11 protein-coding genes are annotated in these 13,252 nt (G+C 63.6%); 6 read left to right on the forward strand and 5 right to left on the reverse strand.

What is annotated here, in order from left to right; genetic code table 11:
- Positions 1 to 8: 8 nt before the first annotated feature.
- Together HAHE_RS21135 and HAHE_RS21140 are read right to left on the reverse strand one after the other, a co-directional pair.
- On the reverse strand, positions 9 to 1,463 hold the full coding sequence (locus HAHE_RS21135) for a glycoside hydrolase family 75 protein (RefSeq protein WP_338687311.1): 1,455 nt from the start codon (positions 1,461 to 1,463) through the stop codon (positions 9 to 11).
- A 52-nt stretch (positions 1,464 to 1,515) separates the two neighbouring features.
- Positions 1,516 to 2,010, reverse strand: coding sequence for a GAF domain-containing protein (locus HAHE_RS21140; protein ID WP_338687312.1), 495 nt, complete (start codon positions 2,008 to 2,010; stop codon positions 1,516 to 1,518).
- Positions 2,011 to 2,066: 56 nt separating this feature from the next.
- Here HAHE_RS21140 and dnaX point away from each other — a divergent pair, with 56 nt between their 5' ends.
- Genes dnaX through polX form a run of 4 tightly spaced genes read left to right on the forward strand, consistent with a single transcriptional unit; the run spans position 2,067 to position 6,691 of the window.
- A complete protein-coding gene (gene dnaX / locus HAHE_RS21145; protein ID WP_338687313.1) occupies positions 2,067 to 3,530 on the forward strand; it encodes a DNA polymerase III subunit gamma/tau in 1,464 nt (487 codons plus the stop codon).
- Positions 3,531 to 3,542: 12 nt separating this feature from the next.
- Positions 3,543 to 3,857, forward strand: a complete 315-nt coding sequence (locus tag HAHE_RS21150; RefSeq protein ID WP_338687314.1) for a YbaB/EbfC family nucleoid-associated protein — start codon at positions 3,543 to 3,545, stop codon at positions 3,855 to 3,857.
- 28 nt (positions 3,858 to 3,885) lie between these two features.
- Positions 3,886 to 4,905 carry an endonuclease/exonuclease/phosphatase family protein gene (locus tag HAHE_RS21155; protein WP_338687315.1) on the forward strand — a complete coding sequence of 340 codons (1,020 nt, stop codon included), beginning with the start codon at positions 3,886 to 3,888 and terminating at the stop codon, positions 4,903 to 4,905.
- A gap of 25 nt (positions 4,906 to 4,930) precedes the next feature.
- On the forward strand, positions 4,931 to 6,691 hold the full coding sequence (gene polX / locus HAHE_RS21160; RefSeq protein ID WP_338687316.1) for a DNA polymerase/3'-5' exonuclease PolX: 1,761 nt from the start codon (positions 4,931 to 4,933) through the stop codon (positions 6,689 to 6,691).
- 80 nt (positions 6,692 to 6,771) lie between these two features.
- On the opposite strand, the gene HAHE_RS21165 is transcribed toward polX, so the two are convergent.
- The gene (locus HAHE_RS21165) at positions 6,772 to 7,329 is read right to left on the reverse strand and encodes a hypothetical protein (protein WP_338687317.1); all 558 of its coding nucleotides are present in this window, start codon (positions 7,327 to 7,329) and stop codon (positions 6,772 to 6,774) included.
- Between the two features lie 46 nt (positions 7,330 to 7,375).
- Positions 7,376 to 9,931 carry an ATP-dependent helicase HrpB gene (gene hrpB / locus HAHE_RS21170; RefSeq protein WP_338687318.1) on the reverse strand — a complete coding sequence of 852 codons (2,556 nt, stop codon included), beginning with the start codon at positions 9,929 to 9,931 and terminating at the stop codon, positions 7,376 to 7,378.
- Positions 9,932 to 10,056: 125 nt separating this feature from the next.
- Here hrpB and HAHE_RS21175 point away from each other — a divergent pair, with 125 nt between their 5' ends.
- Positions 10,057 to 10,308 (forward strand): twin-arginine translocase TatA/TatE family subunit, encoded by a 252-nt coding sequence (locus tag HAHE_RS21175; protein ID WP_338687319.1) that lies wholly within the window; start codon positions 10,057 to 10,059, stop codon positions 10,306 to 10,308.
- 5 nt (positions 10,309 to 10,313) lie between these two features.
- Complete coding sequence (locus HAHE_RS21180) at positions 10,314 to 11,354, forward strand: endonuclease/exonuclease/phosphatase family protein (RefSeq protein WP_338687321.1); 1,041 nt, start codon at positions 10,314 to 10,316, stop codon at positions 11,352 to 11,354.
- Positions 11,355 to 11,363: 9 nt separating this feature from the next.
- On the opposite strand, the gene HAHE_RS21185 is transcribed toward HAHE_RS21180, so the two are convergent.
- Complete coding sequence (locus tag HAHE_RS21185; RefSeq protein WP_338687323.1) at positions 11,364 to 13,193, reverse strand: alpha-amylase family glycosyl hydrolase; 1,830 nt, start codon at positions 13,191 to 13,193, stop codon at positions 11,364 to 11,366.
- Positions 13,194 to 13,252 lie beyond the last annotated feature (59 nt).

The following is a 13,252-nucleotide window of genomic DNA, read 5'->3' on the forward strand; positions in this document are numbered from 1 at the left end:
GCAATGGGCTACTCTTCCCCTTCCTCCGTCTTCGGCGGGTCGGGCAGGAGGTTCGGCCACTCGAACAATTCCACGCCCTCGCCCAGCCCGCCGATTTCCTTCACCAGTTCGGCGCATTTGCTACGCCACTTGCCGTAGTCCGGAGCGTCCTTCTTCTTCTCGCGGCTGTTCGGGAACACCACGTAGGTCACCTTGAGGTCGGACACCGGACGACTGTAAGGCGATGCGTTCTTGTTGAGCTGCTTCGCCATCCGCAACGACGCCTCACCGACTTTGAAGGTCGGTCCGCCGTCACCGACAATCGCCGGATAAACCGTCTTGCCGTGAACCACGACCGCGTAGTCACCGACACGCGGCGCAAATGGATCGCCCGATGCGGTGAGCAGGTTCACCGGAATCACGATGAAGGGATCGTACTCCGCGACGAGGAAGCTGCGGTACTTCATGTCCTGGATGCCCCGCTTCAGATACTCCATCCGGTCCTTCAGCCATGCCTTGCGGGCGGCGGTCGTATTCGGATCCGCAAGCTCGCGCTTGGCATTGCCGATCCGCTTCTCCCAACCGGCCACCATCGGATTCGGCGTCTTGGTTTTCTTCGGCCACCCGTAGCTGGTGAAGGGTTGGTAGTAGGTCGAGTTGACGATCTCGTCGGGCATCGTCGGCAGCCGGTCGCCGTCGGAACCGTCGGAAACCACGTCCATCTCGGCCTGCATCAGGAACACCTTCCGCTTCGACTGCGGATGGGTCAGGTTCAGGATGGTCTCGCAGTCGTAGAAATTGTGGCGGGTCAGCAGCTCGCTGAGCTGTGTCGCATTGCGCTTCAACCGGTCCGTCTTGTTCTCGTAGAGCTGGTAGAACCACCTCGAAACCTGCGCCTTCTCAAGCATGGTCCCGAGCCCCGGCAGCAGTGTGCCCAAATCGGGATTCACCTTCTGGAGTTCGGCGAGGCTCTTGGATGCCTTCGGCACCCGCACGTTGAGCGTGTAGCTGGCGGCATACGCATCGGCGTCGACCCGCTCGTCGGACGCCAGCCCTCCCTCGGTGACCTTGACCTCGGTTTTCAGGGTGATCTCCGACCTCAGCTTCCGGACGTCACCTCCAGTCGCAGCGGTGTGTTCGTTGATCGGGGGCAGGATCTCGTCATCGGGCTTCTTCCTGTCGTCGGCCGCCTGCTTGCGGGCCGCCGCCAAGTCTTCGCGGAGCTTCGCCAGATCCTGCTCATACTGCTCCATCAGCCGTGCCTCGACCTGACGCTCGATGTCACCAATGTCCGGCTCCTGAACAACCGGCGTGTTCCTGGCATCGAGATAGCGCTTCACTCCGCGCAGCAAATCCCTGCCTTGGGGAGTGAAAGGAATCGCGATCCCGGCCAGCACAAGAATCAGAAACGCCAGGCGGAAAAACGGGAAGCCGCGCCGCCGCCGCTCGCGCCGTTCCAAGCCTTCGATCTCGTGGGGGTCCATGCGATCCATACCCGAGTTCCCTAGCACATCCCTCGGATCGGTAAAACGCCGATCACACGGCGCCCGCGACACATTGGTTCACAAGGCGTTCGAGCGCTTCGGCATCGACTTCATCGAAGGCGCCCGCCTCGGTCGAATCGACATCAAGCACCGCGATCACCCGCCCGTTGCGGTCCTTCACCGGTACCACGATCTCGCTCGCCGAGCGGGCATCGCAGGCGATGTGCCCGGGAAACGCGTGGACGTCGGCGACCACCTGCGTCTCGCCCGTTCTCCAAGCGGTTCCGCAGACGCCCCTGCCCCAGCCGATCCGGTTGCATCCCGGTGTCCCCTGATACGGGCCGATTACCAGCGAGTCACCCACGACCCGATAGAATCCGGTCCAGAAATAGTGAGGCATGGCGCCATGCAATACGGCCACCAGCCCCGCCATCCGCGCGATCCGATCCGGTTCATTTTCAACCAGTCCCGCAATCCGCAGCCCCGCCTCGGCATAGCGCTCGCGCTTCTCCGCCTGGCTCAAAATCGTTGGTGTTTCGCCACTCACGGCACTTGTGAAAACCGAAACCTGACAAAGCTGCAAACTCCAATACAGTCGCGCCCGTGAGCTATCAGGTCTTCGCCCGGAAATACCGACCCCGAACCTTCAACGACATCCTCGGTCAGGACCATGTCGTCCGCACGCTGAGGAACGCGATCGACCAGAACCGCCTTGCCCACGCCTATCTCTTCGTCGGCCCGCGCGGCACCGGCAAAACGACCACAGCGCGGATCCTCGCCAAGGCTCTGAACTGCTCGGGCGGCCCGAAGGCCGACTTCGATCCGGACGAACCGATGTGCGTCGAGATCGCGGAAGGGCGCTCGCTCGACGTGCTCGAGATCGACGGTGCCTCGAACAACGGAGTCGAGGAAGTCCGGGCGCTTCGCGAAACCGTCCGCTTCGCCCCCGCCAGCGGACAATTCAAGATCTACTACATCGACGAGGTGCACATGCTCTCGAACGCGGCCTTCAACGCGCTGCTGAAGACCCTCGAGGAGCCGCCGGAGCACGTGAAGTTCATCTTCGCGACCACCGAGCCGCACAAGATCCTCGCCACCATCCTTTCCCGTTGCCAGCGCTTCGACCTGCGGCCGATTCCGGCCGACATCATCGCCAGCCATCTCCAGCACATCGCGACCGAGGAAGGCATCGCGCTCGACGAGTCCGCGGCCTGGGCGATCGCCAAAGGCGCCGATGGCGGCATGCGCGACGCCCAGTCGATGCTCGACCAGCTCGTGGCCTTCTGCGGTGAGTCGATCAGTGAGGCCAACGTGCTCGATGTCTTCGGCTTCACCTCCCGTGAAACGGTCGCCGCCCTCGCTCACGCGCTTCTCGGTCGCAACACCGCCGAGGCGCTGGCCATCGTCCAGCGCGAGGCAGACGCCGGCCGCGAGTTGTCGCAACTCCTCGGTGAGCTGATCGGCGGCCTTCGGGCCTTGCTGATCGCCGGACTCGATGCGGGCGCCAATCCCGAGGGAATCCCCGCCGAAACGTGGGCAGGACTCGTGGAAGCGGCCGGCAGCTACCACGCCGACCGATTGCTTGCCGTGATCGATGTCTTCGCCGAGACCGAAGGCCGGATGCGCTGGTCGACCAACAAGCGCCTCCACCTCGAACTCGGCATGATCAAGGCGATCCAGAGCCTTGGCGAAGTCCGCATCAGCGACGTGATCAAGGTGCTCGCCGGTGCGGCCGACCATTTGCCCGAAAGCGCGGCGGTATCGACTCCGGCTCCCGAGCCGGCGGCGCCTGCACCCGCCCCTGCGGCGCAGCCCGAACCGGCCGCGACCCCGAAACCCGCCGCCAAGCCGTCCAAGCCGGACGTCAACGGGATCGACGGCCTCGACGCGCTGATCGAATCGGCGCCGGACGTCCCGGTCGAACCCATCGCTGCCCCGCAACCGAAAGCCGCCGCTCCGGCACCCGAGCCGGAGCCGGCCAAGGAACAGAAACCGGAAGAAGACGACTTCTACCAAGACCCCCTCATTCAGAAGGCTCTCGAAATGTTCGAGGCCCAAATCCGCTAACCCCTTGATCCCATGAACATCGCAAAGATGATGAAGCAGGCCCAGCAGATGCAGGCCGGCATGCTCGCAAAACAGGAAGAACTCGCCGCCATGGACTTCGAAGCCTCGGTCGGCGGAGGCAAGGTCACCGTGGTGGCCAACGGAAGCGGCGACGTGAAATCGGTGAAGATCGATCCCGCCGTGGTTGACCCGGAGGACGTCGAGTTTCTCGAGGAACTCGTCCTGAAGGGCGTGCAGGAAGCTGTTGCCAAGGGCAAGGAAGCCACCGCCGCCGAAATGAAGAAACTGACCGGAGGCCTCGGTCTTCCGGGTATGCCCGGCATGTGACCCAGCGGCCGGGCCGGGCCTTCATTTCATGCGAACGACCACTCCGCTGATCCGGCGCACCGGCTGGTTGCTGGTGGGCGCCTCGCTGGCACTCCACTTCTTCTCGGTCCTCGCCTACGCCCGCCAGCCGGACCTGCTGGCGGCCTACACGGTCATGCCCATCTGGGTGTGGGGCGGCCTGGGCATCTTCCTTTCGGCCACCGCCTTCTACTTCCTCCGCGCCCCGCTGTCGCTGGTCGTGACGGCGGTGTGGACGCTGACGATTCTTCTCGGTGCCGACGAGGCACGGGTCATCGCGAATATCGGGACGCCCGCACCGCAGCCCGGAGAGGCGGCTCCGGTCGCCGGAGTGAAACCGATCCGGGTGGTGACGCTCAACGTCGCGACCTACCGGTTCGGTGACCCGGCCGACGACATCGCCGCGTGGGATCCCGACATCGTCGTGCTCCAGGAGGCCTCCGGCTATCGGGTGAAAGCGATCGCCGACCGTCTCTACGGCGGTCACGGCGACTACCGCAGCTTTTCCCTGAATGGCGTGGCAACCCGCTGGAAAATCACCCGCGAGGTCCGCAATCCCGACCCGCGGTTCTTGTTCTTCAATCACAACGTGACCATCGAAATGCCCGACAAGCGGAGCATCGAGGTCGTCAACCTGCACCTTTCCTCCGCCGCCACGGACCTCCGCCTGTGGAAGCCGGAGTGCTGGCGCACCCACCGCGAGAACCGGCGCCAACGCCACCTCGAGGTCGCCGTCGCCCTGAAGATCCTCGAGGACACGACCGACTTTCCCGGCGCCCAACCGGTGATTCTCGCCGGAGACTTCAATGCGCCGGCAACCGACCCCATCCAGCACCGGCTCGAGCGCGACTTCGATGACGCCTTCCTCGAAGCCGGAACCGGCTGGGGCGACACTTTCCAGCGTCGCATTCCGATCCTCCGGCTCGACCAGATCCACGTGACGCGCCACTTCACACCCGTCCGCTGCAAGGCGGTCACCACCCGCCACTCCGATCACCGCTTGGTCGTCGCCGACCTGATCCTCGATTGACCGGAGCCCTCCGCGCCCGCATTCCATGTCTGAAGTCACCCGAGAAACCCTCTCCTCCGTCCTTGAGGAAATCGCACTGCTGCTCGAGATCCAGGGCGAGAACCCGTTCAAGATCCGGGCCTACCGCCAGGGTGCGGAGATCGTTTCTTCCTTCGACGGAGACATCGTCGCCCGAGCCAAGGACAACGACCTCAAAGGCATCAAGGGAATCGGCGAGGCACTTCAGGACAAGCTCCACGAACTCGCCACGACCGGCTCGCTCGAGTTCCACCAAAAGCTCCGTGGCAAATACCCCGACACCTTCTTCGACCTGTTCGATATCGAAGGTCTGGGACCGAAGAAGATCGCCGCGCTGCACAAGGAACTCGGCATCGCCTCGATCCCCGATCTGAAGGCCGCCTGCGAGAGCAACAAAGTGGCGGGACTTTCCGGATTCGGCAAAAAGACCGAGCAGAAGATCCTCGAGGCGATCGAACGACGCGAGAAGTTCGCCGACCGCTTCCTTCTTCATACGGCCACCGCTGCCGCCGAAACGATTCTCGAAAGGATCCGGTCCCATCCCGATGTACTACGGGCGCAGTGGGCAGGATCCCTGCGGCGCTCGAAGGAGACCATCGGCGACCTCGACTTCATCGCGGCGACATCCAAGCCCGCGGACCTCACCGCCTGGTTCTCCGAACTCGACATCGTCACGGATGTGATCGTGCACGGAGACACCAAGTGCTCGATCCGCCTTGAGAATGGCCTCCAGTGCGACCTGCGCGCGGTCTCCAACGAGCAGTATCCGTTCGCGCTCCAGTACTTCACCGGCTCCAAGGAACACAACGTTGCCATCCGGTCGCGCGCCCTGAAGCAAGGCCTGTCGCTCAACGAATACGGATTCACCGCCGCAGGAAAAACGACTCCCCATGAGCCGATTCCAACAGTCCACGACGAGCGCGACATCTACCGCACACTCGGACTCGACTACATCGAGCCCGAGCTCCGTGAGAACCACGGCGAAATCGAGGCCTCGGAAGATGGCTCCCTTCCACGCCTGATCGAGCTCGAGAACCTCCGCGGAACTTTCCACAACCACACCACCGCTTCGGACGGAGTGGCGACTCTCGAGGAAATGGCGGAAGCCGCGATCGACCTCGGACTGCGGTATCTCGGTATCGCCGACCACTCGAAGGCGTCGTTCCAGGCCAACGGACTCGACGAGGAACGGCTGGCCAAACAGACCGAGGAGATCGCCGAATGGAACCGCCAGCGCGGCGACGAACTCTGGATCTTCAGTGGCACCGAAGTCGATATCCTCAAGGATGGGTCGCTGGATTTCTCCGACGACACCCTGGCTTCCCTCGATTACTGCGTCGCATCGGTTCACGCCTCGTTCACGCTCGACGAGAAGACGATGACGAAACGAATCATCCAAGCGATGGAAAACGAGCACGTGACGATGCTCGGCCACCTGACCGGCCGTCTCCTGTTGCGTCGCGACGAGTACGCCGTGAACCACGAGAAGATCATCGATTGCGCTGCCGAAACCCGGACGATCATCGAGCTGAACTGCAATCCGCGGCGGCTCGATATGGACTGGCGCTGGTGGCGAAAAGCCCGCGACAAGGGCGTGCTATGCTCGATCAACCCGGACGCCCACCGACCCGAGCAGTTCCAGTTCCTGCGCTTCGGAATCGGCATCGCCCGCAAGGGATGGCTGCGGCGCAAGGACGTGCTGAACACGTTCACGCTGGACGAAGTGAAGGACTACCTCGGGACGCCGAAGGCGAAGCGTTCGCTTTGACCGGACCGCGGGGGCCCACTTCCGCAAAGACGAATCGCGAGTGGGCTCGCGCGGTCCTATGCGCGCAGTACCCATCTCCCCTACCACGGCAGGATCGTGTCCCACACGCTGGCCCGGGCGCAGCGCTGCACCTCCTCCGCCTCGTCCATGCGGCGGAAAACATTCCTGCCCTCGATCTCCTTCCACGCCCGCTGGACGGCCTTCAGTTCCACCCCGATCCCGTTCACCCGCATCACCACGTGAAGGGCCACCAGCGCCGCACCCACCGCAGCCACCCAAGCGGGAGCGAATCGCGGCTTCAGGAAGGCAAAGACGAGGATCAGGACGACCAACACCGGCAGAATGCGCAGGTTCCACCAGCCAACGCGCCGCTTCTTCGCAGCCTTCAGGCCGTCCTTCTCCAGCAAGATCAGCCCCCCGTCCCGCAAGGCGGCGCCCAGTGCGGCCGCATCGCGCAAGTCGGACGGCTTACGCTTCTTCACGCCGAGACGCTCATAGAGTTCGGCAACCGTCAGCGCGCACTCCGTCCGCCGCCCGCGTGCCTGGGTCCGGCCCCAGAACCACCAGCGCCCCACCGCCGCCGCGATGAGGATCAGTGCCGAGACGAGGATGAGCGTGCGGACAATCACCGCGGCCATCCCAGCCGATCATGGCGACCCCGGCAAGTGTCGGCCGACGAATCCGCTACGATCCCGCCTTGGGATCCTCGGGCCACGGATGCTTCGGATACCGGCCGGCCAGATCCTTGCGCATCTGCGTGTAGCCACTCGCCCAGAAGCTCTTCAGGTCCTTTGTCACCTGCCACGGCCGACGGTTCGGTGCCTGCACCTGAACCACCAGCGGGACGTGGCCGTTGGCGACCGTCGGCGTCTCCCAAACTCCGAACAGATCCCGCACCATCAGTCCGATGCTCGGTTCGCCGTCGGACGCGTAGGTAATCTTCGCGTCCCGGCCATTTGCCAGCTTGATCCGCTCCGGCGCAAAGGCATCCAGAGCCGCCCGCTGCGGAGCGCTCAGCCAGTCCTTCAGCACCGGCCAGACCGGCGCTTCCTTGATCTCCTTGTAGCGCACCGCACCGTGGCAGATCTGGGCCACGGCGGCCTGCCGGTCCTCATCACCCCAGCCCGGCAACTCCAATTCGGGCATCCATTTGCTGAGACTCGCCAGACGGGCACACCATTGGTCCACCGAAGCGTCCCACTTTTTAAGCACCAGCTCTCCGGAAAGAACCCGGGCCGCGAGCAACTCGGCCGCCGCATCCAGATTGACTTCATGATCGCTGTCCTTGGACGCCAGCACGAGATCCCGGAAGCGTAGCTCCTTCCTTGCCACGACACATCGGCGCACCTCGTCCCAAGCGGCGCCATCGGTGTCGTGAAGATCATCGGGAAAAAGATCCCGAAGCCATTCGAGCTCGACGGCCGTCCCCCGGCGCAAGTGCACCGTCACGTCCCGCCCCTCGACCTCGGTGATCTCCGTCGCGACAAAAGCGGATGCATTCCGTGCCGCGCTGCGATCATCAAGTTTGGCCTTCCGTTTTCCAACCAGCCGGCACGCAAGCGTCGCGCTTCCTGCCCGGACGCCGAGCTGATCACTGAAGCCGGCAAGCATCGCCCGCCCGACAGCGTCCTTTCTGCCTTCGAAGTCGACCGCTTCGAATGGCCAGCCTCGTCGCAAGGCGAGCTTCTCGAGACGCTCGAAACCTCTCGACAGCTCCCTTGCCGCACGACCGTGAACACCGATCTGGGAAACGCGCTTCGGATCGAAGCCCATCGCCACCGCGGATTCGAACCCGCGCCACTCGGCCTGAAAGTCGGTGAAGTCATCATCGGCCACGAAGTCCCGCATGCCGTCCCCACGTCCTGCCCAGATACTCTCGCCCTGGACCGCCGCACTGACGAATGCCATTTCGGCCACGCAGCCTTCCTCGACACCGGCAAGCATCAGGCGCGCGAACCGAGGCTCGAGAGGCAAGCCGGCCATGGCGCGACCTTCCTCGGTCAGAGCACCGTTTTCATCCACCGCGCCCAGGTCGTGCAGCAGCGCGTCCGCCCGTGCGAGCCCCTCGGCTTGGGGCGCCTCGAGCCACCGGAAACCACCCACGTCTTCCACCCCCGCCGACTTCAGCAGCAATGACACCTCGGCCAGATCGACCCGGTGCACCTCGGGTGTTTCAAACGCAGCTCGACGCGCATGCTCGGCTTCGCTCCAGAGTCGGATGCAACGCCCGGGAGCGGTTCGTCCGGCTCGGCCGGCCCGCTGGTCCGCTGCCGCACGCGAGATCTTCTCAATCATCAAGGTGCCGATTCCACGTCGAGGATCGAAGCTGGCGATTCGTGCCAAACCGGCATCAATGACGGTCCGCACACCCTCGATCGTCAGCGAAGTCTCGGCGACGTTGGTCGAGACGATGATCTTCCTTCCCTTTCCCGGCGCGACCGCCGCCTCCTGTGCCGCTGGCGGCAATCCGCTGTAGAGCGGCAGGACCGACCAGCCTCCGCTCCACGTCGAATTCTCAATCTGTGAAAGCGTCCGACGGATTTCATGCGCTCCGGGCAGGAAACAGAGCACGTCGCCACACTCAGGGTCGGTGATCGCGTCCCGGCACGCGGCCGCAACCCGCTCCCAGACCGGTGTCTCACGAGCAGGACCGCCTCGCCGCCCCGAAGCTGCAGGGCTCGCCTTGTAACGGATATCCACCGGATACGTCCGCCCACCGGCTTCGAGGATCGTCACGGGTTCGAGAAACTCGGACAACCCGCGGGTCTCCAAGGTCGCCGACATCACGATCACACGGAGGTCGGGACGAAGCGTTTCCTGTAGATCCAGACAGCGACCGAGCGCGACGTCGACGGCCACTCTCCTTTCGTGGAATTCGTCGAAAACAACCGCCGAGACCCCTTTCAGCTCCGGGTCATCCTGAAGCCATCGCTGGAAAACGCCGTCAGTCAGATAAATCACCCGCGTATCGCGCCCGTACCGGGCGTCGAATCGCACCGCGTATCCGACCTCTCCCCCGACGCCTCCGCCCCGCTGTCGGGCCACCCACCCGGCCAGCATCCGGGCCGCCATCCGACGTGGCTCGATCACCAGCACTCTGCCTTCAATGCCCGCCTCAAGGAGCATTCCCGGCACTGCGGTCGACTTTCCGGATCCCGTCGGGGCCTTCAGCAGGACCCGCCCGCCCGGGCCTGCAGCCGCCTTCAAATCGTCCTCAATCTCAAATACCGGCAGCCGCACGGCCTTGGCTTAACGGCGGGCCGTGGATTTTCAAACCGGCATCTTTGCCCCGTGGCTGAAAGTCCCCCGCCCGCCCCTCCGTTATTCCCGTTGCTAAGCGGGCCGGTCGCCCGTAATTTCCACCCATGAACGCACCGCTCGCCTTTGGACTGCCGCAAGGCCCCGAATGGATCATCATTTTCGTCGTGGTCCTGCTTCTCTTCGGCGCCAAGAAGATTCCCGAACTCGCCCGTGGCCTCGGCAAGAGCATGGGAGAATTCAAGAAAGCCCGTGAGGAATTCGAACGGGAAATCAAAAGTGCCGAGTCCGAGGCCGTCTCCGAAGCGGAGGAAGCCAAGGTCAAGGAAGTCGCCGGCAAGGAGCCTCGCGAGGTCTGACGCTGATGCGACTTTCACCGATTTTCTCAAACGCCCCGGGATTCCTCGGGGCGTTTCTCTTGGCGCTCTCGGCGACGTCTTGCGAGAAGGAAAGCAAGGCTGCAGGCGAGTGGTCCGGCCCGGTCGTCACCGCCGATGCGGCTCCCCCGGAAACCTCAGCCGAGCCGGCACCGGTCGTCATTGGAAAGCCGGAAGTCAGTATCATCCAGGAACCGGACAGCCCCGGATCCCTCCGCTTCATCGCCTACAACATCGAGAACTGGCTCACGATGGACCGCTATGTCGATGGCAAGCGGGTCAACTCGAAGCCGAAGCCCGACTCCGAGAAAGAGGCGATCGTGACGATTCTCGCACGACACCAGCCGGATGTGGTCGGTATCTGCGAGATCGGCACCAAGGAAGACCTCGCCGAACTCCAGCAACTCCTCAAGGAGGCCGGCGTCGACCTGCCCCATGCGCACCACACCGGCGGTGCCGATGACACCCGCCGCCTCGCGATGCTTTCGCGCTTCCCCTTCGCGTCCACGCAACTCCACGAGAGCCTCGAATACGAGCTTGAGGGAAAGACGATGGGCATGGGGCGAGGCATCCTTGATGCGACCGTTGACAGCCCGATCGGTCCCATACGCTTCCTCGGCGCACACCTGAAGTCCAAGCGCGAGATCCCGGAAGCGGACCAGGAGATGATGCGACGTGCCGAGGCGCACCTGCTCCGCGATCAAGCGACATCGATCCTTACCGCGGATCCCTCCGCCCGGCTGATCGTCTATGGCGACATGAACGACACCCGGCAGGCTTCCGCGATCCGCACCATCCGCGGCCCGTCGAAGGGACCGACCAAGCTGGGCATGGCCTTCATGCGCGACAGCCGCGCCGAAACTTGGACGCATTTCTGGGAATACCAGGACGTCTACTCCCGCTTCGATTACGTTTTCTTCAGCATGCCCATGACCGATGGCGTCCTGTGGGACGAATGCCGCATCATCGACGACCCGGAGTGGAAGGACGCGAGCGACCACCGCGCGTTGCTGTTTGTTTTGGAGTAAGCACCCGGCTCACTCCAACTTGAGAATCCGGGCGCTCAGGGGAGGCAAATCCGGAAGCTGCAAACCGCGCATCGGGAGCGCCTTTGCCGACGCCTTTCCCGCCCATGGCTCGGCGAGACACTCGGTGAACCGGATCGTTCCCTTGCTCCGGCCCAACCATTCGAGCGCATGCTCCGGGATTCTTACGGAGGCACCGTCGAACGGGCGGCTTGCGTGGAAGTTGGCGATGACCATGTAGGCGTCGCCTCCCTCTGAGTCGCGCCTCAGGAAGGCGTAGAGCCAGTGTCCGCTGACCGTCTCTCCATCGATCCGGCCGAACTCCGCGTTTTCCTTGTTGGCATGATTGAGTCCGTAGAAATCGCCACGGGTGAAGGCCGGCACGCTGACGGCGTGGATCAGCTTTCCATACCACTCGCGCAACTTGATCTGGTCCGCTGACAAACGACCTCCGTCGTACTTCCCTCGGTTCACCCACTTCTGGAACTCCGGCATTCCCCAGTAATCGAAAATCGAGGAACGGCCGTCATTCCCGCCGAATCCCTCGGCACCATCCGCAGGCTCCCCGACCTCCTGTCCCGAATAGATCATCAGCGGCCCGCGCCCCATTCCGAACAGAACGGCTGTCACCGGACGCCCGACCGCCATCCCGAGACCGCCCCACTCATGCCGGCACGCCAGCCGCACCTCGTCGTGATTCTCGGCATAGCGCAGGGACCGATGGAACCGGTCTCCGGTGACAGTCTCATGATCCAGATCGTTGGCCCATTTGAAGCCACCGGCGAAGTCGTCATAGAGCCCCATGCAGATGTCATAGACCGGGTCATCGTAAACCGCGTCGAAGCCGGCATTCAGCAACGCGTCGAGCACGTTGCCATCGACCAGCTTCGCGGGGTCGTTGTCGTAGGCCTCACCGAACAGATACAGGCCGCCTTCCCGGGCCCGGGCACGGGTGATCATCCACTCCCAGAACTCCATCGGCACCATGTGCGCCATGTCGACCCGGAAGCCGGCCACACCCATCGCCTGCCAGTAGGCGAAGATCTCGTCCATCTTCCGCCAGGTGTCCGGCACGTCTTCGACCGAAGCATCCGGCCCCGGCAGATGGGACGTGTCGCGTGGACCGGTGAAGTCGTGACCGTAGTTCAGCTTCACCGTCTCATACCAGTCATACTCTCCCGGAGCGAAGGTCACCGAGTTGTTGCCGGTGACCCTGACAAAGTCGCTTTCGGGCTCGAACAATCCCGTGCACCCCGGCTTGCCGCCGGTCGGAAGTCTCAGCGGTGGTTCTCCCTCCGCCATCCCTGGCTGGACGTAGTAGAAGTTGTTCTCCTTCGAGAAGAACACAGCCGGGTCGTCACCCTCGCCGAAACTCAGGTCGGGCCGCACGTCGGACGCGTAGCTCCTCGCGACGTGATTCGGCACGAAGTCGATGAGCACCTTCAGTCCGTGCTTGCGGCAACGTTTCACAAGGGCGCGGAACTCCGCGATCCGGGCGTCGGGATCATCGGCGTAGTCCGGACACACATCGAAGTAGTCGCGGATCGCATACGGGCTCCCGGCACGACCCTTCAGAATGTCCTCGGGGTCCGCAGGACGTCCGGGATACGAAGTTCCGCTGGCCTGCTCGATCACCCCGGTCAGCCAGATGTGGGTGAAACCCATCGCCTTGATCTCTTCCAGCGCACGATCATTGAAGTCGGAGAACTTGCCGCAACCGTTCTCCTCAAGGGTCCCGTTCGGTTTCCGGGTCTCGTTGGTGTTGCCGAACAGGCGCGGCAGCACCTGGTAAATCACCGGACGCACGTTTTCATCCTCCATCGAGCCGCTCATCAGCAGCATCCATGCGAAAGCCGTCCGAAATTGCCAACGGATCTTTCCGTCAAAGTCGGAACCTCCGG

The sequence above is a fragment of the Haloferula helveola genome, from assembly GCF_037076345.1.
GTDB classification, from domain to species: Bacteria; Verrucomicrobiota; Verrucomicrobiia; order Verrucomicrobiales; family Akkermansiaceae; genus Haloferula; species Haloferula helveola.